Raw genomic sequence first — 22845 nt, 5'->3', positions numbered from 1 at the left:
CATAAACTATGGTAACGAGGTATAAATGTCCCATAGTCGCGAACAAAAAGGAATTGCGCGGCGGACGCTGCACCCTGGGACCAACTTTGCCCACGTCGAGGTAAAGAGGACATAGGTCCGATCGATTGACGTTCGCCGCGACCCGCGACATCCGAAACGAAAAGCCCCCGCCATCGCTGACGGGGCCTTTTCGTGCTTCAGATTAGGAGACGTACCTTAAGGGGACGTACTTTGCCCACGGCTGCAATCGGCTGCACGCCATTTCGTGCCGAACTCAACCAGCCGCTTGCGAAAGAGCTATCGTCTTATCGCAGGCAGCATCCCACAGAGGCCAACCCCGCTTCTTGCGGTATGCAATCCGGCGTTCAAGCCGCTCTTCTCCGTATCGGGCGCGATAGAACATCTCCGCCATGTATGCCCGATCTAAAAGAAGGGGATCTTCCTCGGCTGCTCGAATGGCCCAATGGTCACACCAATCAACCCAGGCTCGCATCATTTCGCGCTTTCGTCCTATTTGTGGATCGGACGAGTAGAATTGCCCAGTTACGTCGTTAGGTTCGACCCCCTCCAGATGGTCCAAAATGAGAGACCCTTCTCCCTTTCGAAACCCCAGGTCTCGTTCTCCGTAGGTGGCGAAGGCGTACCTCACGCCGTGGGGAGAGGAATTCACGCCTGGCATAATGGAAAAGTAGTCGTTGAAGAGCCCAGCTTCGGCATGTGGTCGTTCTGACTGGGTGCGCTTGTCGGCGGGAAATAACCAGCCATTGTAGTTGGCGTCATAAACGAGCATTCGACCAAGCTGATCGACGGCTCGGGCCGCAAAACCGACACATGGTACGAGATGCGAGCGATTGCCGCGCTTGGTTCCGCTCTTGCGGAAATACGGCGGTACGTACCAGGCCTGTTCAGCTTCGGCTTCCATATAACTTCGGAAGCGTGACTCATTAGCACCAGTGATCGCCCGGCGCCGCTGGCACGTTCCGAGCATAAGCTCAATGCCCAGGGAAATGCGCTTAGGGAAGTACCCTTGACGCGCAATTACCAGCGCTCGACCCAACTCGATCTCCGGGGGCGTGTCACCCCGTTCGTCCTCTGGATCGAACAACTCCTCGCCGATTTCAACTCGAGTACGTTGAGGAGCTTGCAGCTTTGTCATCACCCCATCGGCCACGTTAGTCTTGTCTTGACGCACAGGTTCGGCAAGCCAATTCCAAAAGCGTTTAATGGTCCGCACCATGCCTTCCGACATTGCTTCGGCTCCGCGCGCGTGGACCGCAGCTATAGCTTCCGCCATTTCGTTCCGCGTGATCGTATTGACCATGCGATCGTCGAACCGAGATAGCTCCCCTGGTTGGAGTTTCTTGCGGTAGTCCACGTGGGTGGCCTCCCGGTTCGCGCGTGCGACATCGGCCAGGAACTCCTTCTTGGCCTGCTGCCAGGACCAGGACGGTTTTGGACGGGCCGCCTCGCGCTTCAGGTGCGTTTCAACGGAAATCCCGGCCGCACAGGCGCCGAGGAAGGATTCGGGGTTGTGCCCTTTGCGGGCCATCTCACTGACCGTGTTGGCTCTGGCGCGAGCGTCCTCCAAGCACAAGCCGCCGACGCTTTCGTCGCCATCGACAACCGGGCCGAGGTCGTAGCGCTTTTGATTGCCGTGGAGCATCACTCGTACTGACCAACGGACTGATGTGGGCTTCACGCGGAGCTGCAATCCATGGCTCTTCGAGTCGGTCTTGTCGTACCGCTTTCTGCCATCCCGCTGATGCCGCAGGGCGGCGTTTACGGTTTTGAGGGTGAGTAACTCTGGCACTCTTCACTCCGGGTCAACAGCAGCTTTGATCAAAGCTGGGTCAGTCCTGGGTCAAAAAATGTCCAAGTTGACCCAGAGTCAAGATGAGGCCTGTCGATAGTGGGGGAGGGAGCTGATTCTAGGTTAAGTCATTGAATCTTTGGGGCAGTGTTTCGCAAAACACTGCCCTATCGTTGCATTTGGAGGGGATGATTTTGATGACCCAGGGTAACTGTAAATCAGCCGCCTCATGGCTTCGCAGGTTCGAGTCCTGCCTCCCCCACCAATTTTTTCAATAACTTAGAGATGACGCGCTTCCCAGCGAAGGCACAATCTTCCTGATTCGGAAGCGCAAACTGGGGTGTTCTGAGCACGATGCTGCGCTTTCCGTGAGGCCGATTGGAACGTAGGTGGCTTCCGCCGCTGGGTAGTCTTTGGGCGACTGATTGGCATTGCGCTTACCGGGGGAGTCGCGGGGGCCGTGGTTAGCATTCCATGGCAATACTCGGACGGAAGCCGGCCAGCATCCGCACAAGATGTAGAACCAGAAAGATCTACAAGACCGCCTCAGGTGGGACCTCCCGTTTCAACTTTGAAGTTTTCCCCGCTTTCTGATGAGAAAGCCCGAACGAGAGCATGGCGCCTTTCATCGATCCATGACCATCATCGGATGACGAACGGAGGTAGTCGATGCGACGCGCGGGTCAGTCGCTAGGGCCCTTCATCACTTAGATAAGGGCTTCTCAGTATTGGGGGCAGCCTCCAGCGGCTCGCTCACAATGGAGGCGCGCGAATTGGCCGATAAGGTCCATGAACTGGGTGACGGTTCTGACTGTAAATAGTAGTGCCTGTCTCTCGAACCATGCGGGGGTTTTTGACTATAAATCAGCCGCCTCATGGCTTCAGGTTCGAGCCTTGCCTTCCCACCACGCTTCGCCCTTCGGGCTACGCGTGGCGCAGCCACGTGATGTCTGAAGAGCGGCGCGTGGTGTCCGGCGAAACCAAGGGCGAAGACCGACCAAGGTGCGCGCGAGTATCTCACCCCAACATCTCCCGCACCATCGGCACCACCTTCCGCCCGTAGAGCTCGATACTCTTCATCAGCTTCTCGTGCGGCAACGGTCCGGCCGAATACTTCAACTGAAACCGCGCAATCCCGAGCGCCTTCGCGGTCTTGGCGATCTTGCGTGCGACCGTCTCCGGCGAGCCGACATAGAGCGAGCCGTGCTCGGCCTCGCTGACGAATTCATCGCGGCCCATCGGAGGCCAGCCGCGCTCGCGACCGATGCGGTCGCGCATCGCCTTGTAATCCGGCCACAGCTCCTCGCGCGCCTGCTCGTCGGTTTCGGCGACATAGCCGGGCGAGTGCGCGCCGATCTGCTGGGCGGGGCGGCCAAACTCCTTGAAGGCGCGGTGATAGAGATCGACGTAAGGGGCAAACCGCGTCGGGTCGCCGCCTATGATCGCGAGCATCAGGGGCAGATCGTAATGCGCGGCGCGCACCACCGATTGCGGGCTGCCGCCGACGCCGATCCAGGTCTTGAGCGGGCCGTGCTCGACCGGCGGATAGACCAGCTGATCCTTCAGCGCCGGACGCAGCTTGCCCTGCCACGTCACGGGCTTCTGCGACAGCAACGCGGCGAACAGGTCGAGCTTCTCCTCGAACAGCTCCTCGTATTTGCGCAGGTCGAAGCCGAACAGCGGAAAGGATTCCGTAAACGAGCCGCGGCCGAGGATCACCTCGGCACGGCCGCCTGAGAGCGCGTCCAGGGTCGCAAACCGCTGGAACACGCGGATGGGATCGTCCGAGCTCAGCACCGTCACGGCCGAGCCGAGATGGATGCGCCTGGTGCGCGACGCGATGGCCGCCAGCACCGTCTCGGGCGAGGAGATCGCAAAATCAGAACGGTGATGTTCGCCGAGCCCGATGAAGTCGAGGCCGATCTCGTCGGCCAGCACCGCCTCGTCGACGACATTGCGGATCACCTGCGCATGCGGAAGCATGCTGCCTGAGGCGTCCTTCGTGACGTCGCCAAAAGTATCCAGTCCGAATTCGAGCGGTGCGGTCATCAATCAGATCTCTGTGGGGAGGATCGACCAGATTTAATGGACCGCGTCCATGCGACAAGGCGGCATTCGGAAATGCTCGGTTTCCGTTTGTGAGGCCTACGGCGCGATCCGCACGACCATCTTGCCGAGCGCGGCACGCGTCTGCATCGTCCTGAACGCCTCGCGGAAATCCTCGAGCGCGAAGACGTGGCCGACCACGGGCTGCAGCCGGCCGTCGGCGAGCCAGCCCGTCAACTGCGCCATCAAGCGCTTCTGCAAATCGGGCTCGCGTGTGGGGATTTGAGCGAGATCGACGCCGAGCAGGGCGCCGCCTTTTAGCAACGGCAGATTGAACGGCAGCGCGGGAATCGCACCGCCGGCAAAGCCGACCACGAGATGGCGCCCGCGCCAGGCGATGGAGCGAAACGCCTGCAGCGAGATGTCGCCGCCGACGGGGTCGAAGATGACGTCGGCACCGTGTCCGTCCGTCAACTGCTTGAACGTGTCACGCCAGTCTGCTTGCGTATAATCGATCACTGCGTCCGCGCCGTGCCTGCGCGCGAATTCGCGCTTCTCCGGCGTCGATGCGGCTGCGATGACCCGAGCGCCGAGCAGCTTGCCGATCTGCACGGCCGCGGTGCCGGTGCCGCCGGCTGCTCCCAGCACGAGCAACTGCTCGCCCTCGCACAACATGGCGCGGGCGCTCAGCGCGTAGAGCGCCGTCAGATAATTGGCGCGAAACGAGGCGGCGACCTCGGCCGCGACGCCGTCCGGCAAGGGATAAACCGCCTCAGGCTGGACGACGATTTCCTGGGCGAGCGCACCCGACCGCGTCATGCCCATCACGCGCATCCCGGCTTCATAGCCGCCCGGGCTGCCTGGCGCTTCGGCCACGATGCCTGCGAATTCGGTGCCGGGAATGAAAGGCAGGGGATCCCTGGTCTGATACCGCCCCTCGATTTTCAAACCGTCGACAAAGCCGATCCCCGCCGCCTCCACCCGGATGCGCAACTGGCCGGGCTCCAAAAGCGGAGACGGAACGTCCTTCAGCTCGATCTGATCGATAGGCGCATATTGTTCGACGACGACGGCTTTCATCTCGGACCTCTGGTGTTGCAGGCATCGTGGCAGATCCCGAGACCGGTTTCTTGCGTCTACCGCCACATCCCCCGCATCCGTGCGCCGATGTCGATCTTCGGACCCTGTGACGGAGCGCGCGGCGCGCCGGCCGCGACCTTCGGCCAGGCGGCGCGCTCGAACAGATAGACGAGCTGCTCCGGGATGAAGCGCGTGCGCGAGGCATAGACGTGACGGTCGCCCTTGGCGGCCTGGCCGTGGACGAAGAAGCGCTGGGGAACGACGAGATGCAGATCGTCCTTGGCACGCGTCATCGCGACATAGAGCAGGCGGCGCTCCTCCTCGATTTCGGCGCTGGTGCCGGCACCGAGATCGGAGGGCATGCAGCCGTCGACGACGTTGAGCAGGAATACCGACTTCCACTCCTGTCCCTTGGCGGAGTGGATGGTCGAGAGGATCAGATAGTCCTCGTCGCGCAAGGGCGGGCCCGACTTGTCGCTGGTCGCGTCCGGCGGGTCGAGCGTGAGCTCGGTCAGGAATTTCTCGCGCGAGGCATAGCCGCTCGCGATCTGCTCGAGCTGCATCAGATCGGCGCGGCGCGTCTCGGAATCCTCGTGGATGCGGTCGAGATGCGGCTCGTACCAGAGCCGCACGCGCTCGAGATCCGCAGGCCATTCCGAGTAGCGCAGGTTCTCGACGGTGCGGACGAACTCCGTCCAATCGGTGCCGGTGCGCGGCGGCACGGGAAGTTGGCTCAGCGCATGGAGCGGGTTGGGACTTTCGGCCATCTGGTCGAGCACGCGCTGCGCGGTGGCGGGGCCGATGCCCGGCAACAGATGCAGGATGCGGAAGCCGGCGACGCGGTCGCGCGGGTTCTCGGCAAAGCGCAGCAGCGCCAGCACGTCCTTGACGTGCGCGGCGTCGAGGAATTTCAGCCCGCCGAACTTGACGAAGGGAATGTTGCGGCGTGTCAGCTCGATTTCGAGCGGGCCGGAGTGCGAGGAGGTCCGGAACAGCACCGCCTGGTGCTTGAGCAGCGCGCCTTGCTCCCGGTTCGCCAGCACGGCCTCGACGATGTAGCGCGCCTGGTCGGCCTCGTCGTGCACGGTGACGAGCTGCGGCTTCTGTCCGGAGGTGCGATCGGTCCACAGGTTCTTGGTGAAGCGCTCGCGCGCGAGGCCGATGACGCCGTTGGCCGCTGCCAGCACCGCCTGCGTCGAGCGGTAATTGCGGTCGAGCGTGATCATCTCCGCGCGCGGCGAAAAGCTTTGCGGAAAATCCAGGATGTTGCGGACGGTGGCCGCGCGAAACGAATAGATCGACTGCGCATCGTCGCCGACGACGGTGAGCCCGCGCCCGTCGGGCTTCAGCGCCAGGAGGATCGAGGATTGCAGGCGGTTGGTGTCCTGATATTCGTCGACCAGCACGTGGTCGAAGCGGCCGCCGATCTCTTCTGCAATGAGCGGGTCGCTCATCATCTGCGACCAGTAGAGCAGCAGATCGTCGTAATCGAGCACGTGCTGGGCCTGCTTGGCCTCGACGTAAGCGGCGAACAGCCCTTTCAGCTCGGCGGCCCAGCCGGTGCACCAGGGATAATGCGCCCCTAACACCTTCTCGATCTCCATCTCGGCGTTGACGCAGCGGGAATAGACCGACAGGCAGGTGCCCTTGGCCGGAAAGCGGCTCTCGGTCTTCGACAGGCCGCGTTCGTGCCGCACCAGGTTCATCAGGTCGGCGGAATCCTCGCGGTCGTGGATGGTAAAGGCGGGATCGACGCCGATCCGCTCGGCATGTTCGCGCAGCAGCCGGGCGCCGATGCCGTGGAACGTGCCGGCCCAGGTCAGCGCATCGCGCATGATCGCGGCATTGTTCTCGCCCAGTACCTTGCGCGCGATGCGCTCGACGCGTCCGGCCATCTCGGCGGCCGCACGGCGCGAAAAGGTCATCAGCAGGATGCGGCGGGGATCCGCGCCCGCGACGATCAGGTGCGCGACGCGATGCGCGAGCGTGTTGGTCTTGCCGGAGCCCGCGCCGGCAATGACGAGCAGGGGGGCGCCCACGGTCGTGCCTTCGGCCACGCCATGCTCCACGGCGCGGCGCTGCTCCGCATTGAGCGTGTCCAGATAGGTTGCCACGAATCGCCCCGGTGAAAGACCGAGAATCGGCGATCCGCTCGCGAATCGCAATGCGGCTGGACGAAACCGCTGAGAACACCTAGGGAAAAGGCGGCCCAAAGTTCCAGCCCTGGAGCACACCGGCATGACCGAGCCCAAGCCCGGGTCCAAGCCTGAGTCCAGGCCCGAACAGTTTGAAATGCGGCGGCTGGAGTCGCTCAGCAATACCATCTTTGGTGTTGCCATGACGCTTCTGGCCTACGACCTGCCCAAGGCTGCGGTGTTCGCCAGCGTGCCCGACTGGAGCGACCTTGCCAAAGTCTATTCCGGCAAGCTCGCGGGTTTTGCGCTCAGCTTCATCATCGCCGGTCTGTTCTGGATCAGCCATCACCGGCGGCTGGCGCGTCAACCCGTGGGGAGCCGCGGGGTCGTGATCCTCAATCTGCTGTTCCTGCTCTCGATCGTGCTGTTGCCGGTCACAAACGGCCTGTACATCAATTACACCGTGAGCAGCGCCGTTGCCGTGCTCTACGGTCTGCACCTCACTGCCATTGCCGGCCTCAATGCCTGGCTGTGGTGGACGATCCTGGGCGGCTGGGGGCGTGAGACCATTGCCTCCCTGTTTCCGCTGCTCGTGTTCATTCCGGGCACGATCGTCGCGAGCTTTGCGCCCCAGGTCGCGCCCTTCCTGTGGTTCATTGCCTTCGGCGGGCTGCTGATCCGGCGCTTCTATGGACCGTTGGGCGAACCGAATCCGTAGGCTTCATCCTCACTTGTCAGCTGCTGTCGCACCGAACCCATCGGCAGGCACGTAAAGCTTGACCGGGCGGATCTCGTAGACCGCACTCGGATTGACCGCACGCAGCTTCCGCGCCGCCGCGATCGCCTCTTCATCGGTGTCGTATTCGACGAGATGGAAGCCGAGAAGCTGTTCTTTGGTCTCCGCAAATGGGCCGTCCAGCACGATGCCGCCACCGGGGCCGCGTAAGGTGCGGGCCTTTCTCGTGCCATCCAGGCGGGCGGCCGGTCCGAGGTGTCCGCTGGCCCTCAGGGGCGCCTGAACCTCGATGACTTTGGCCACGACAGCGGCGTCCTCCTGCGGCGTCCACGCCAGAAGCTCGTCTTCCACGTGGTAGGCCAGGATCGCGTAGAGCATCTTCACCTCGCTTGTTTGGGGCGCGCAGCCCGAAGGACGTATGATCGCGGCCGATGCCGACAATCCCGAAACACCAAAATAATGCATCGTGCCTGCGCGACGAAACCATCATGAAACCCGATTGCCGCCTTCGCCGGTGAACGCGGTCCGAAGACGCGGCGACTGATGGCCACAAGAACGGTCGAATCTCATCGGAGGCGGCAATGTCGGGTCATACCATCAAGATCATTTGCGATGCACGGCGGGCGGGGAAGTCGGAGCCAGCCGATCTGCATGATCAGGCGGGCCATCACCGCTATTACGGCAACTCCGCCGAGAGCGGCGGGGAGCGCATCGTCGAAAGCCGCCGCGGCAAGCGCCCGTCGGTGCTCGCCATATTCGGTTTCTGAGTTGGCCTCATCACCGCGTGCTCAGGACCTGCTTGACGAGCGCCTCGCGTAGTGCCGCGAGCTCGCCGCTGGCTTCCATCTGCGCGATCACCTGTCCAACCTTCGGCACGAGGTCGCGGTGGCGCTCGTGCAAATAATGGTAGATGCTGATGCGCTCGAGCGGCGGGGAGAGCGGATAGATCCTGGTCTGAAGATTGAGCTTGCGGACCGCGGCCAGCCCGCTGAAGAGATCGGTGACCATCACGTCGAAACGATCGGCATCGAGCATCTTGATCAGGCTCTCGAGGCTCGTGGTTGCCGTGACGCGGTCCATGCCGCGCGTGCCGGCTTCCGACGAGCCGACACCGCGGACGATGCCGATGCTGTAGGTCCTGATCGAATTCCAGCCATCCACGTCGAAATGGAGCCTGGTGGTGAACACCGCGGGTTCGATGTAGTTGATCGCCGGCGTGACCTGCAGCAGCGTCGGATAGTCGCGAGACAGCGTTCCGATCCGCTGGATTTCGCCGTCGACCTCGCCGGCGCTCGACAGCGCCAGCGCCCGCTTGCCGGGCACGTCCTCGAATTCGAGCCTGATGTTCAGCTTGGCGTAGACGGCCCGCAGCATCTCGCCGCCGACATATTGATCCGGGATGTCGGCGATCCGCGCCAGGCGGATCACCGACTGCGCGGAAGACGAGCCTGCTATGCACAGCGACAGGCAGATGACGAGTATCCGCCACATGGCCCCTCTCTGGTCGGTGCTCGCTACCACTGGCTTCGGATGTTCGAGCGATCTACCGAAGATGGCAGCCGCGCGGAGTCACAAAGGCCACCGAGTCGCCCGCATGCGAGCGACTCCGGATTTTCACCGATGTCATTCTAGCACGCGAGATGGTAGTTTGCGCTGATATCCTGCTGCTGGGCGCAAGATATGACCCCGCCGACCTCAGAGCGCCCAAGGGCCGACAGGATTGCAGCGCGCATCGCGCGCTGAGGGAGTATCAAACCGCCGAATTGTGCGTGGTTGACCGGCTGGCCGGAGAGGGTGTCGCCATATTCGGGGATGGGATGCATGGGCAACGCAGGTGAGAAGAATCCCGATCGCGGCCGTGCTGTTGCGCCGGCGGCTGCGAAGCATCTGACCGGCATCGGAGCCACCTTCACGCCCACGATGCTCGCGGCGCTGCTGTCGCGGATCTTCAACTGGTCGCGCAGCGGCATCGGGCCGCGCCTGCTTGCCGCCGTACTGCTGTTCTCCTCGATCGTGACCCTGACGCTGACCGCACTCCAGCTCTATCTGGACTACGATCGCGAAGTCGGTCTGATCGAGACGCGGCTCGAGGAGGTCGGCCGCAGCACCACCGCGAGCCTCGGCGAGAGTCTGTGGAATCTCGACCAGAACCAGCTCAAGCTCCAGCTCGACGGCATCCTGCGGTTGCCCGATATCCGCGCCGCCGAGGTCCGCGAGATTGCCGATCGCCCCAATCCCATCCGTGTCGCCGTTGGTGAGCGAAGGAGCCGCTCGGTCGTGACGCGCGACTATCCGCTGACCTATACCGTGCAAGGGAGCGCGCGTACCATCGGCGTGCTCCATGTCGAGGCGACGCTGAGCGATGTCTACCAGCAATTGCTGCACCGCGCGCTGGTCATCCTGGCAACCCAGGCGGCAAAAACGTTCGTCGTCTCGCTGTTCATCATCTACATGTTCCATTTTCTGGTGACGCGGCATCTGGTCGCCATCGCCGAGTTCGTCAGCAAATACAGCCTGGCGAGGCCGCCGCCGCCGTTGCATCTGGAGCGACGGCCGCCCCACCACCCCGACGAACTGGACAAGGTGATCGAGGCTTTCAACGCCATGTGCACGAACCTCGAGCGGGCCTATGGCGAGTTGCGCGAGGCCAATGCCAATCTCGAGCGCGACCTGACCATCCGCCGGCGAGCCGAAGCGGACGCACGCGCGAGCGAGGAGCGTTTCCGCGATTATGCGGAGACCGCATCCGATTGGTTCTGGGAGACCGGGCCGGACCACTGCTTCACCTACCTCTCCGACCGGGTGATCGCCTTCGGCATGGATCCCAAGATACGGATCGGCACGCGGCGCATCGATACCGCGCTCGACCGCGAGACCGAGTCCGAGAAGTGGCGCGCGCACATGGCGACGCTCGACCGTCACGAGCCGTTCCGGAAGTTCGAGTATCGTGGGCGCGACACCACCGGGCGGATGCATCATTTTAGCGTCAACGGCAAGCCTGTCTTCGACGCCGACGGCCGCTTCCTGGGCTATCGCGGCTCGGCCACCGATCTCACCGCGCAGCACGAGACCGAGGAGCGGCTTCGCCAGTCCCAGAAGATGGACGCGATCGGCCAGCTCACCGGCGGCGTCGCGCACGACTTCAACAACGTGCTGACCGTCATCACCGGGACCATCGAGATCATCAAGGAGGAGCTTGCGGACAAGCCCCAGCTCGCAGCGATCGCCCAGCTGATCGACGATGCGGCCTCGCGCGGCGCCGAGATCACCTCGCAGCTCCTGACCTTCGCGCGGCGCCAGCCGCTGGAGCCGCGCGAGATCGACGTCAATGCCCTCGTGGTCGAGACGGCGAAGCTGTTGCGGCCGATCCTCGGCGAGCACGTCGAGATCGTGACCCGGCTTGCCGACGATGCGTGGCCGGCGATGGCCGACCCGTCGCAGCTTTCGTCGGCGATCGTCAATCTCGCCGTCAATGCCCGCGATGCGATGCCGGATGGCGGCAGGCTCACGCTCGAGACCGCAAACCGGGAGCTCGGCGGCAGCGGCGACGGCGATTCCGGCTCCTACGTCATGCTGGCCATCTCCGACACCGGCCGCGGCATTCCGGCCGACATTCGCGATCGCGTGTTCGAGCCGTTCTTCACCACCAAGGGGGTCGGCCGCGGCACCGGGCTCGGCCTCAGCATGGTCTACGGTTTCGCCAAGCAGACCGGCGGCACCGTCGCGATCGAGAGCGAGGAGGGGCGCGGCACGGTGGTGCGGTTGTTCCTGCCGCAATCGGCGGGCGGGGCGGCGGCGAGGTCCGGGCCGGTTCAGGCCCAGGCGCCGGCGCGCGGGCACGAGACCATCCTCGTGGTGGAGGACGATCCGCTGGTGCAGGGCTACGTCATCGCCCAGCTCGGCAGCCTCGGCTATCGCACGCTCACCGCCGGCGACGGCGCAGCCGCGCTTGCGCTGGTCGATCAGGGCGCGACTTTCGATCTCCTGTTCACCGACATCATCATGCCCGGCGGCATGAACGGGCGGGAATTGGCCGAGGCTATCAGGCTCCGCCGGCCGGACGTGCGGGTGCTCTACACGTCAGGTTATACCGACAACACCATTGTCCACGAGGGGCATCTCGATCCCGGCGTGGCGCTGCTTCGCAAGCCCTACAGGAAGGCGGACCTGTCGCAGAAGATCCGGGAGATGCTCGCGGGCGAGGGGCCCGCCTGAGCGGCGCGCGATACCGGAGCAAAGAAAAGGCGCGGCGGGAGAACCCCGTCGCGCCCGATTTCTTGCTCGCTGGTCCAGGGCTGGAACCGCCCCGATGCCAAGCCTCAATAGTGCTTAGCGGGCGATCCCAGCGAGGTGACAGCGCTTGAGATAAGACACTGGATCACCTCCTTTCGTTGGTTTCGGGACACTCAATATAGGGCCAGACCGCCTCGCCGTTAAGGGGGCGTGCCCGAAAGCGGGAATAAGCCCATCCGCGAAGCGGGAAAGGCCGGTCCGCAGCAGTTGAGACCGCCGCCCGGCCGTGTTAGGGAGCCCCTGTCGCGGGTGTAGCTCAATGGTAGAGCAGCAGCCTTCCAAGCTGAATACGAGGGTTCGATTCCCTTCACCCGCTCCAGCCGTCTCAGTGCCCTCGCATCCCGTTGCTTGCGGCAGGGTTTTCATCACGCAATATCTGCGGTCAGCTTGCTTCACCCGGGGGGGCGACTCACGGGATGAAGATGAGTGCATCGCGTCGCCGGTGCCGCTGAACCTCGGAGACTTCCGCCATGTATCTCGGCATCGATCTCGGCACCTCCGCGGTCAAGACGGTTCTCGTCGACGGCGTCCAGCGCGTGATTGCAAGCGAGAGCCGGGCATTGACGATCGACTCGCCGCGATCGGGCTATTTCGAGCAGGATCCTGCGCAGTGGATCGCGGCGACCTTTGCGACGCTCGACGCCTTGAGGGCGTCGCACGGACAAGAGCTGGCGGCGGTCGAAGGCATCGGGTTGTCCGGCCAGATGCATGGTGCGACGCTGCTCGATGCGAGCGACACGCCGCTCCGGCCTTGCATTCTCTGGAATGACGGGCGCTCCGCCGCGGAGTGCCGCCTTCTGGAGCAGCGCTGGCCTGCCTTGCGTGCGACGACCGGCAACAAGGCGATGCCCGGTTTCACGGCGCCCAAGCTGCTCTGGATCGCCACGCACGAGCCCGAGATCTTTGCGGCAACGCGACGCGTCCTGATGCCCAAGGCGTATCTCCGCCTGGTGCTGTCAGGCGAGGCGATCGAGGACGTCTCGGACGCTTCCGGATCGCTGTGGCTCGACGCTGCGCGCCGAGATTGGTCGGATGCGGCGTTGGCCGCGACCGGCCTGTCGCGCGCGCACATGCCGCGCCTGGTCGAAGGGTGCGCGCCTGCGGCCAGGCTGCGCGGCGAGCTAGCGCAGCGCTGGGGCATGGTTCGGCGGCCGATGATCGCGGGCGGCGCCGGCGACAATCCCGCAGGTGCCATCGGTATCGGCGCGATCAAGCCGGGCACGGCGTTCATCTCGCTGGGGACCTCTGGCGCGTTGCTGGCGCCGAGCGACCACATCGCCGCCAATCCCGACCGTGTGGTCCACACATTCTGCCACGCCATCCCCGGCATGTGGATTGAGGCCGGTGCGATCCTCTCGGCGGCCTCCTGTCTGGCCTGGGCCGCGCGCCTGTTCGGGGTCTCTGAAGCCGAGCTGCTGGCGCCGTTGGGAGCGAGCCCGCAGGCGCCGTCTCCGGTAAACTTTTTGCCTTATCTCGCGGGCGAGCGAACACCTCACGACGATCCCATCGTGCGCGGCATGCTCGACGGTTTGAGCCACGGCACCGATCGCACGGCGATCGTGCAGGCCGTGCTGGAAGGCGTTGCCTTCGCGCTCGCCGATTGCCGGGACGCGCTCGGTGATGCCGGCATCGCGGTGACGGAAGCTGACGTCATCGGCGGCGGGTCGCGATCGCGGTTCTGGCTGGCAGTGCTTGCCAACATCCTGAATATTCCGATCCATCGTTTCGCCGACGGGGAAACTGGCGCCGCGTTCGGTGCGGCAAGATTGGGGCGGCTTGCTGTCACCGGTGAGGCAATCGAATCCGTCTGCACGCCACCGCGCCGCGTCGAAACTCTCGAGCCTGATCGCGCGCTGGTTAACGCGTATGCGGCGCGGCGTCCCGCCTGGCGCGAACTGTATCGGCCGCGCCACTAGCATCGCTTTGCGTCTGCATTTCTGTCTGTTCGCTGTTGCCCTGTGCTGCGGCCTTTTGTTTAATGTGCGGACCGCAAACGAAAGGCGGACATGGAAATGCATTGTGCGGGGGAGGCACGATGAGCGATCCGATCCTCGAGATGCGGGGAGTTTCAAAATCCTTTTTCGGCATCAAGGCGCTGCGCGCGGTTGACCTGACGGTCTATGCCGGCGAGGTTCACGCCTTGATGGGCGAGAACGGGGCGGGCAAATCGACCCTCATGAAGATCCTGTCGGGTGCCTACCGGCCGGATCCGGGTGGAGAAATCCGCATCGAGGGCAAGCCGGTGCGGATCGAAGGTCCGCTCGGCGGCCGTGCCGCCGGCATCTCGATCATCTATCAGGAACTGTCTTTGGCCCCCAATTTGAGCGTTGCGGAGAATATTTATCTCGGCCGCGAGATCTCGCGTTCAGGTTTGCTGGCACGGGGCGCCATGCGCGAGGGCGTTGGTCCGATCCTGGAGCGGCTGGGGGCGGACTTCCTGCCGTCGACCTTGGTGGCCCATCTCTCGATGGGCCAGCGTCAGCTTGTCGAGATCGCGCGCGCGCTGCACGCGCGATCGAAAATCCTGATCATGGACGAGCCGACCACCGCGCTGTCAGCCGGCGAGAGCGAGCGGTTGTTTGCGCTGATCCGTCAGCTCCGCGCCGAGGGACTCGCCATCATCTACATCTCGCACCGCATGGACGAGGTCTATGCGCTCGGCGACCGCGTGACCGTGCTGCGCGACGGCCGTCTGGTCGGCTCGCTCGACAAGCAGGACATCCGCGCCGACGCCATCGTCCGCATGATGGTCGGGCGCGACGTCTCGTCTTTCTACAAGAAGGACCATGATCCCAATGCCGGGAAGGGACATCCCGTGCTCACCGCGATCGACATGGCCGACGGGCGGCGCGTCAAGGGCTGCTCGCTCACGGTGCACGCGGGCGAGGTGGTGGGGCTTGCCGGCCTGATCGGGGCCGGCCGCACCGAGCTTGCGCAACTGATCATCGGCGCCGCCCCGAAGATCTCGGGCCGTCTGGAACTCGAGGGCCAGCCAATCGACATCCGCACGCCCGGCGAAGCGCTCGAGGCGGGCATTGCCTATCTGACCGAGGACCGGAAGGCGCTCGGTCTGTTTCTCGACATGTCGTGCCTGGACAACATCAATCTCGCGGTGCTGGGGCGCGATGCCAAGCTCGGCTGGTTCCTGGACCGCGACAAGGCGCGCGAGCGCGCGGACAGGGCTTTCGTAGGGCTCAGCATCCGCGCCGCCAATGTCGGCGCGCCCGCAGGTGGTCTCTCCGGCGGCAACCAGCAGAAGCTGCTGTTGTCGCGGCTTCTCGCCATTGCGCCAAAGGTCCTGATCCTGGATGAGCCGACGCGCGGCGTCGACGTCGGCGCCAAATCGGAGATCTATTCGATCATCGACAATCTCGCCAAGGTCGGCACCGCGATCCTCGTCATCTCGTCCGATCTGCCTGAAATCATCGGCATCTGCGACCGCGTCCTGGTGATGCGGTCAGGGCTCATCGCGGGTGAGGTCGTACGCGGCCCGGCTTCGCCATTGACACAGGAAGACATCATGGCGCTTGCCACTGGGATGGAGCATCTCGATGCCTGACAATGCTGCCTCGAAGGCCCAGCCCGCACTGACGCGGACCAATGGTGCTGCCGCGGAGACCAAACGCCAGCGGGTGAGGGTCCTGATCAGCGCACTCGGCATGCTGCCGGTGCTGTTGATCCTCTGCATCGGTTTCCATTTTCTGTCCGAGGGCCGTTTCTTCACCGGTCAGAATCTCGGCATCGTCCTCCAGCAGGCGGCCGTCAATACCGTGCTCGCTGCCGGCATGACCTTTGTCATTCTCACCGGCGGCATCGACCTGTCGGTCGGCTCGATCCTGGCGGCCTCGGCGATGGCGGGCCTGACAATTTCGAAACTGCCGGAACTGGGCGCGCTGTGGCTGCCGGTCGCCGTCCTCACCGGCCTCGGATTCGGCGTCGTCAACGGCGCGCTGATCGCGCTCTTGCGCCTGCCACCCTTCATCGTCACGCTGGGCTCGCTCACCGCCGTGCGCGGCCTGGCGCGGCTGCTCGGCGCCGACACCACGGTTTTCAATCCGTCCATTCCCTACGCTTTCATCGGCAACGGTTCGCTGACGCTCGTGCCCGGCGTCGCATCGATCCCGTGGCTCTCGGTGATCGCTCTGCTCGTCATCTTTGTCTCGTGGCTCGTGCTGCGCCGGACCGTGCTCGGCGTGCACATCTATGCGGTCGGCGGCAATGAAAGCGCGGCGCGGCTTGCCGGCATCAAGGTCTGGGCCGTCCTGATTTTCGTCTATGGCGTGTCGGGCTTGCTGGCGGGACTAGGCGGCGCCATGCAGGCGGCGCGGCTCTATGCGGCCAACGGCTTGCAGCTCGGCCAAAGCTACGAACTCGACGCCATCACCGCAGTCATCCTCGGCGGCACGTCTTTCGTCGGCGGCATCGGTTCGATCTGGGGGACGCTGATCGGCGCGCTGATCATCGCCGTGCTCTCGAACGGCCTGATCCTCGTCGGCGTCTCCGACATCTGGCAATATGTGATCAAGGGCCTGGTGATCATCGGCGCGGTGGCGCTCGACCGCTATCGGCTGCAAGGCTCCGCCAGAACCTAAAAGAGGCTCCGCCAGAACCTGAAAAGGGCTCCGCCAGAACTTGAGAAGGCTCCGTCAGAACCCGAAGGGATCATGACGTCATGCGAAATCCGTTGCGGCAACTGGTCTGCCGTGCCGGGTTTGAAGACAGACCAGGGAGGAAGCAAATGTTGAAGACGATCTCGCTCGCCGGCGCCGCGATGGCGCTCGCCCTGACCACCGCGCCGTCCTCTGCCAAGGAGCTCAAATCGATCGGCGTCTCGTTGGGGTCGATGGGCAATCCGTTCTTCGTGGCGCTATCGAAGGGCGCCGAGTTCGAGGCCAAGAAGACCAATCCCAACGTGAAGATCACCACCGTCGGCTTCGAATACGACCTCGGCAAGCAGGTGACGCAAATCGACAATTTCATCGCCGCCGGCGTCGACCTGATCCTGCTCAACCCCGGCGATCCCAAGGCGATCGGGCCTGCGATCAAGAAGGCCCAGGCGGCGGGCATCGTCGTCGTCGCGGTCGACACCGCGGCCGAGGGCGCCGATGCCACCGTGACCACCAACAACGTCCAGGCCGGCGAGATCTCCTGTCAGTACATCGTCGACAAGCTCGGCGGCAAAGGCGACGTCATCATCGAGAACGGACCGCAGGTCTCCGCGGTGATCGACCGCGTCACCGGCTGCAAGAACGTCTTTGGGAAGAATCCGGGCATCAAGGTTCTGTCCAGCGATCAGGACGGCAAGGGCTCGCGCGAAGGCGGTCTTACCGTTGCGCAAGGCTATCTGACGCGCTTCGCCAAGATCGACGCCATCTTCGCCATCAACGATCCGCAGGCGATCGGCACCGATCTTGCGGCGAAACAGCAAAACCGCAGCGGCATCATCATCACCTCGGTCGACGGTGCGCCTGACATCGAGGCGTCACTCAAGGATCCGGCATCGCCGCAGATCCAGGCGTCAGCCTCGCAGGATCCGTTCTTCATGGCGCGGCGCGCCGTGCAGATCGGCGTCGGCATCCTCAACGGGCAGAAGCCGGCCTCGACCGTCGAGCTGCTGCCGTCGAAGCTCGTGACCCGCGACAATATCAAGGACTACAAAGGCTGGACCTCGGATCGTTCGCAGTAGGGCAGACTGCGAAGGGCGGCGATCCCTCTGATGGGTCGCCGCCCCCTTTGCCTGACGCTTGTTGGATCGCTCGCTTCAACGCGGGAATGCTCGGAAAAAGAATTAGAGTCGTAGTGGGTTGACCCCGCCGGACGATATGTCAGAGAAGGGACAGGTTTTGCCCGGAGCTTGACACAAGCCGCTGGGGCACTTTGGGAGCATTTGTGAATATGGCTGAGCGCGTCGCTCTCATCACCGGTGTGACCGGGCAGGACGGGGCTTATCTCGCCGAGCATTTGCTGTCGCTCGGCTATGTCGTGCATGGCATCAAGCGGCGCTCGTCCTCGTTCAACACCGCGCGCGTCGATCACCTCTACCAGGACCCGCATGTCGGCAACGTGCCGTTCCTGATGCATTACGGCGACATGACGGATTCGACCAACCTGATCCGCCTGGTGCAGCAGATCCGCCCGACCGAGATCTACAATCTCGCCGCGCAGAGCCATGTCGCCGTCAGCTTCGAGAGTCCGGAATACACCGCCAACGCCGATGCCATCGGCGTGCTGCGCCTTTTGGAGGCGATCCGCATCCTCGGCATGGAGAAGGAGACGCGGTTCTACCAGGCCTCGACCTCCGAGCTCTACGGCCTCGTGCAGGAGATCCCGCAGAAGGAGACCACGCCGTTCTATCCGCGCTCGCCTTATGGCGTCGCCAAGCTCTATGGCTACTGGATCACGGTGAACTACCGCGAAGCCTACGGCATGTTTGCGAGCAACGGCATCCTGTTCAACCATGAGAGCCCGATCCGCGGCGAGACCTTCGTCACCCGCAAGATCACCCGCGGTGTGGCCCGGATCGAGCTTGGGCTGGAGCAGACGCTCTATCTCGGCAATCTCGAGGCCAAGCGCGATTGGGGCCATGCCAAGGACTATGTCGAGGGCATGCACATGATCCTGCAGGCCGACAAGCCCGACGATTTCGTGCTCGCCACCGGCGAAACGCGCTCGGTCCGCGAGCTGGTCGAACTGTCCTTTGCCCAGGTCGGCCGCCGCATCGAATGGCGCGGCAAGGGTGTGGACGAGACCGGCGTCGATGCCAAGAGCGGCAAGATCGTGGTGAGGATCGATCCGACCTATTTCCGCCCAACCGAGGTCGACCTCCTCGTCGGCGACGCCAGCAAGGCGCAAAAGGTGCTCGGCTGGAAACCGAAGCGGAGCTTTGCGCAGCTCGTCGAAGAGATGATGGCGGGCGACTTGGCCGAGGCCAAACGGGACATTGCGAATGGCAAGCGTACCGTTTGAGCTGAAGGGCAAGAGCGTCTACGTCGCCGGCCATCGCGGCATGGTCGGCAGCGCCATTGTGCGCCGGCTGGCGCGGGAGAACGTAGATCTCGTCACCGTCGAGCGGCGCGAGGTCGATCTCTGCAACCAGGCGGCCGTGTTCGACTGGTTCGCGAAGATGCGGCCGCAGGTGATCTTCCTCGCCGCCGCCAAGGTCGGCGGCATCGTCGCCAACAACACGCTGCGCGCCGAGTTCATCTACGACAACATCGCGATCGCCGCCAACGTGATCCACGCCGCGCATCTGAACCGGGCCGAGAAGCTGATGTTCCTCGGCTCGTCCTGCATCTATCCGAAGCTGGCGCCGCAGCCGCTGCGCGAGGATGCCGTGCTGTCAGGTCCGCTGGAGCCGACCAACGAGCCTTATGCCATCGCCAAGATCGCCGGCATCAAGATGGCGGAGGCCTATCGCAGCCAATATGGCAGCGACTTCATCAGCGTGATGCCGACCAATCTCTACGGCCCTGGCGACAATTATCACCCTGAATTGAGCCATGTGGTCGCGGCGCTGATCCGGCGCTTTCACGAGGCGAAGCTATCGGGCGCCAGGACCGTCGCGGTCTGGGGCACCGGCACGCCCCGGCGCGAGTTCCTCTATGTCGACGACATGGCCGATGCCTGCGTGCACCTGATGAGGACCTACTCCGGCAGCGAGCTGATCAACATCGGCACCGGCGAGGACATCGCCATTGCCGAGTTCGCGCGCGTGGTCGCCGAGATCGTCGGCTATCGCGGCGAGATCTCCTTCGACCCCTCGCGTCCCGACGGCACGCCGCGCAAGCTGCTCGACATCAGCCGCCTCGACAAGCTCGGCTGGCGGGCGACGACGTCGCTTCACGATGGATTAAGGCTCGCTTATGCGGCCTACCTTGCGGCAAAGCCGCTGCCTGCCTGATAGCGTGAGCCCTTCAAGAAGCAATCTATCTGCTCGATCTATTGCCTGTGGTCTTCGATTTCGGCGGCGACCTGTCCGTAGTTCAGCAGAGCGACGAGGGTCGTTCCACCCAGGATGTTGCCGAGCAGGGTCGGCAGGAAGAAATCCAGGGCATATTGGGCCAATGACGCCCGGCCGCTTTGCACCAGGAAGGCGCATTCGACCGAGCCCGCGACGATGTGCGCGAACTGGCCGAGCGCGACCACATAGGTCATCACCACGACGATGTGCGCGCGCGATCCCTTGGTGGCTGGAAGCAGCCATGCCATCAGGGCGATCAGCCAACCGGCAAAGATCCCGCGAACCAGAGTCGTGGTGAACGTCCCCTCGACGGTGTGGCGGCTGAGATCGACGAAGCCGTCCACGATGCGCGGCTCGAAGATGCTGGTATGGGCGAGCACGGATCCAACTGCCCAGGTTCCGGTGATGTTGGAAACCAGAACGAGAGCCCACAGCTTGAGCACGCTGCCCAAGGTGCCGAGGTTCCGGTTGTGCAACAGCGGCAGGATCGGTGTCAGCGTGTTCTCGGTGAAGAGCTGCTGCCGTCCCAGCACCACGACCAGGAAACCGACGGTGTAGCCAAGTGGATCGACTAGGCGGCGCGTAGCCTCGTCCGAGATCAGTGCGTGAAACTCGCCCTGCACGATCAGCGACAATCCCATCGAAAGGCCAGCAGCGAGGCCGGACAGCAGGATCGCCCACCATCGCCGCTCCAGCTCCTGTTCGCCCTCGGCGCGGATCGTCTCATGGATCAGGGCGGCGTTTGGCCGGCTCTGGGATTCGATCTGCTCGGTCTGGCGTTGCGAGACGCCGTCGAGCTTGGAGGCTGGATTGAAGGAGGCGCCATCGTCAGGCTGATCCACTCGTTTGTCTCCGAATATGCCGGTCGAATTCAAGGCGACCAATTTCCATCAGTTCCTAGACCCTCGTGGGAGTGTGCAGCGCAGGGAGGCTAGGAACCTTCACTGCAAGCAGGAGTTGGCCGCAGGGACAGGACGAAAAGTCACACGAGGCCGTCAGTGCAAGACATCGTGCGCGTGCGCTCGACCGCGCAAATCGCGGGTCATCCCATTCATCCGATGTTGGTGCCGATCCCGATCGCGTGCTTCATCGGCGCCCTCTTGACCGACATCACCTATGTCGTGTCCGCCGAGATCATGTGGGCGGATTTCTCCGCCTGGCTCCTCCTCGTCGGAGTCATCTTCGGCGTGCTGGCTGCGATCGCCGGCCTGACCGACTTCCTTGGCAATCGCCTCGTGCGCGCGCAGGCGCCGGCTTGGCCGCATCTGATCGGCAACGTGGTGGCGATGATCCTGGCGATCATCAATGCGCTGGTTCACACGCGCGACGCCTGGACTTCGGTATGGCCATGGGGGCTCGTACTTTCGGTGCTCACCGTGCTTGTCCTGCCGGTCACCGGCTGGCTCGGCTGGGCCATGGTGTACCGGCACGGCGTGGGAGTTGCGCGATGATATCCTTTGCTACACGCGCGCTGTTGTCCGTTTCGCTCCTGGGCCTGCTCGCCGGCTGCAATGACGGCAGCGGCGATCCCAATGCCCAGATCGGCGCCAATCCGGTCCTCCCCGATATCAAGCAATATCTGTTGCCGCCGATGCACATCGCCCGCATCGTCGGCTGGAAGAAGGACGAGGCGCCTGATGTCGCGCAAGGTTTGCAGGCCAAGGCGTTCGCGACCGGCCTGCAGCATCCGCGCTCGCTCTACGTGTTGCCCAACGGCGACGTGCTGGTGGTCGAGTCCAAGGCGCCGAAAGCCGCCGCGATCAAGCGGCCCAAGGAGATCGTGATGGGCTTCATCGAATCCTGGGCGACCTCCGGCGGCGACACCGGCGACAGCAATCGCATCACATTGTTGCGCGATACCAATGGCGACGGCGTGCCCGATACGCAGAGCGTATTCCTCGACCACCTCAACTCGCCGTTCGGCGTGGCGCTGGTCGGCAACGATCTCTATGTCGCCAATACCGATGCCATCGTCAAATATCCCTACACCGAAGGCGACACCAAGATCACTGCGCCGGGCACGGTGCTGACCCCGCTGCCGGGCGGGCCAATCGACCACCACTGGACCAAGAGCCTCGTGGCGAGCCCCGATGGTTCGAAGCTCTATGCGGGCGTCGGCTCCAACAGCAACATCACCGAGAACGGCATGGAGGCCGAGCACAATCGCGCCGATATCCTCGAGGTCGATCGCGCCAGCGGCCGCTGGCGGATCTTTGCCAGTGGCCTGCGCAATCCGAACGGTCTCAGCTTCGAGCCGCAGACCGGCACGCTGTGGACCGTGGTGAACGAGCGCGACGAACTCGGGCCCGATCTCGTGCCTGACTACATGACCTCGGTGAAGGATGGCGGCTTCTATGGTTGGCCCTACAGCTATTACGGCCAGCACGTCGATCCCCGCGTCAAGCCGCAGCGGCCGGATCTGGTCGCCAAGGCGATCGTGCCGGATTATGCACTGAGCTCGCACGTCGCCCCGCTCGGGCTTGCGTTCTCCAGCGGCAGCAGCCTGCCTGATGCCTATCGGCACGGCGCCTTCGTCGGCGAGCATGGCAGCTGGAACCGGCAGGTTCTGAACGGCTACAAGGTCGTGTATGTGCCGTTCACCGACGGCAAGCCGAGCGGCCCCGCGCAGGACGTCGTCACCGGTTTCCTCAACAAGGATAACCATGCGCGCGGCCGGCCTGTCGGCGTCGCCATCGACAAATCAGGCGCGCTGCTGGTGGCCGATGACAGCGGCAATACGGTGTGGCGGGTGACGGCCGCGCATCCGCAGGTCACGCAACGATAG

The 22845-nt window shown here is 63.9% G+C and carries 18 protein-coding genes and 1 tRNA gene; 12 read left to right on the top strand and 7 right to left on the bottom strand.

Going from position 1 to position 22845, the window contains the following annotated elements; all coding sequences use genetic code 11:
* Positions 1–274: 274 nt before the first annotated feature.
* From X265_RS40685 to X265_RS23040, 4 genes are all read right to left on the bottom strand, one after another.
* On the bottom strand, positions 275–1810 hold the full coding sequence (locus X265_RS40685; RefSeq protein WP_244659392.1) for an integrase family protein: 1536 nt from the start codon (positions 1808–1810) through the stop codon (positions 275–277).
* Between the two features lie 1017 nt (positions 1811–2827).
* On the bottom strand, positions 2828–3859 hold the full coding sequence (locus X265_RS23050; protein WP_128966876.1) for an LLM class flavin-dependent oxidoreductase: 1032 nt from the start codon (positions 3857–3859) through the stop codon (positions 2828–2830).
* A gap of 96 nt (positions 3860–3955) precedes the next feature.
* A complete protein-coding gene (locus tag X265_RS23045) occupies positions 3956–4936 on the bottom strand; it encodes an NADPH:quinone oxidoreductase family protein (RefSeq protein WP_128966875.1) in 981 nt (326 codons plus the stop codon).
* A 56-nt stretch (positions 4937–4992) separates the two neighbouring features.
* The gene (locus X265_RS23040; RefSeq protein ID WP_128966874.1) at positions 4993–7050 is read right to left on the bottom strand and encodes an ATP-dependent helicase; all 2058 of its coding nucleotides are present in this window, start codon (positions 7048–7050) and stop codon (positions 4993–4995) included.
* Positions 7051–7174: 124 nt separating this feature from the next.
* Between X265_RS23040 and X265_RS23035 the strand changes: the two genes are divergently transcribed.
* Positions 7175–7789, top strand: a complete 615-nt coding sequence (locus X265_RS23035; RefSeq protein ID WP_128966873.1) for a TMEM175 family protein — start codon at positions 7175–7177, stop codon at positions 7787–7789.
* Between the two features lie 9 nt (positions 7790–7798).
* Here the strand turns inward: X265_RS23035 and X265_RS23030 are convergent, their stop codons facing one another.
* Positions 7799–8185, bottom strand: a complete 387-nt coding sequence (locus tag X265_RS23030) for a YciI family protein (RefSeq protein ID WP_128966872.1) — start codon at positions 8183–8185, stop codon at positions 7799–7801.
* 203 nt (positions 8186–8388) lie between these two features.
* Here X265_RS23030 and X265_RS23025 point away from each other — a divergent pair, with 203 nt between their 5' ends.
* On the top strand, positions 8389–8574 hold the full coding sequence (locus tag X265_RS23025) for a hypothetical protein (protein WP_128966871.1): 186 nt from the start codon (positions 8389–8391) through the stop codon (positions 8572–8574).
* Positions 8575–8584: 10 nt separating this feature from the next.
* On the opposite strand, the gene X265_RS23020 is transcribed toward X265_RS23025, so the two are convergent.
* Positions 8585–9298, bottom strand: a complete 714-nt coding sequence (locus X265_RS23020) for a substrate-binding periplasmic protein (RefSeq protein WP_128966870.1) — start codon at positions 9296–9298, stop codon at positions 8585–8587.
* 330 nt (positions 9299–9628) lie between these two features.
* Between X265_RS23020 and X265_RS23015 the strand changes: the two genes are divergently transcribed.
* The 8 genes from X265_RS23015 to fcl all read left to right on the top strand — a co-directional run bounded on the left by X265_RS23015 (position 9629) and on the right by fcl (position 20000).
* On the top strand, positions 9629–12022 hold the full coding sequence (locus X265_RS23015; protein WP_128966869.1) for an ATP-binding protein: 2394 nt from the start codon (positions 9629–9631) through the stop codon (positions 12020–12022).
* A 323-nt stretch (positions 12023–12345) separates the two neighbouring features.
* Positions 12346–12419 (top strand) — tRNA-Gly (locus X265_RS23010).
* 151 nt (positions 12420–12570) lie between these two features.
* Entirely contained in the window at positions 12571–14016 is a 1446-nt protein-coding gene (gene xylB / locus X265_RS23005; protein ID WP_128966868.1) for a xylulokinase, read from the top strand.
* Positions 14017–14135: 119 nt separating this feature from the next.
* Positions 14136–15659: a sugar ABC transporter ATP-binding protein gene (locus tag X265_RS23000; protein ID WP_128966867.1), complete on the top strand. Its 1524-nt coding sequence runs from the start codon at positions 14136–14138 to the stop codon at positions 15657–15659.
* On the top strand, positions 15652–16692 hold the full coding sequence (locus tag X265_RS22995; RefSeq protein WP_128966866.1) for an ABC transporter permease subunit: 1041 nt from the start codon (positions 15652–15654) through the stop codon (positions 16690–16692). Before X265_RS23000 ends, X265_RS22995 begins: the two co-directional genes overlap by 8 nt.
* Positions 16693–16838: 146 nt before the next feature.
* Positions 16839–17786 (top strand): ABC transporter substrate-binding protein, encoded by a 948-nt coding sequence (locus X265_RS22990; protein WP_128966865.1) that lies wholly within the window; start codon positions 16839–16841, stop codon positions 17784–17786.
* Positions 17787–17995: 209 nt separating this feature from the next.
* A complete protein-coding gene (gmd, locus tag X265_RS22985) occupies positions 17996–19066 on the top strand; it encodes a GDP-mannose 4,6-dehydratase (RefSeq protein WP_128966864.1) in 1071 nt (356 codons plus the stop codon).
* Positions 19047–20000, top strand: coding sequence for a GDP-L-fucose synthase (fcl, locus tag X265_RS22980; RefSeq protein WP_128966863.1), 954 nt, complete (start codon positions 19047–19049; stop codon positions 19998–20000). Before gmd ends, fcl begins: the two co-directional genes overlap by 20 nt.
* Positions 20001–20038: 38 nt before the next feature.
* Here the strand turns inward: fcl and X265_RS22975 are convergent, their stop codons facing one another.
* A complete protein-coding gene (locus X265_RS22975) occupies positions 20039–20902 on the bottom strand; it encodes a formate/nitrite transporter family protein (RefSeq protein ID WP_128966862.1) in 864 nt (287 codons plus the stop codon).
* A 156-nt stretch (positions 20903–21058) separates the two neighbouring features.
* Here X265_RS22975 and X265_RS22970 point away from each other — a divergent pair, with 156 nt between their 5' ends.
* Both X265_RS22970 and X265_RS22965 read left to right on the top strand, forming a co-directional pair.
* The gene (locus tag X265_RS22970; RefSeq protein ID WP_128966861.1) at positions 21059–21511 is read left to right on the top strand and encodes a DUF2231 domain-containing protein; all 453 of its coding nucleotides are present in this window, start codon (positions 21059–21061) and stop codon (positions 21509–21511) included.
* Positions 21508–22845, top strand: a complete 1338-nt coding sequence (locus X265_RS22965) for a PQQ-dependent sugar dehydrogenase (protein ID WP_164938746.1) — start codon at positions 21508–21510, stop codon at positions 22843–22845. The genes X265_RS22970 and X265_RS22965 overlap by 4 nt, the downstream gene beginning before the upstream one ends.

The organism is Bradyrhizobium guangdongense (assembly GCF_004114975.1).
In the GTDB taxonomy this organism is placed as follows: domain Bacteria; phylum Pseudomonadota; class Alphaproteobacteria; order Rhizobiales; family Xanthobacteraceae; genus Bradyrhizobium; species Bradyrhizobium guangdongense.
This window is presented reverse-complemented; position numbering and strand designations above follow the sequence as displayed.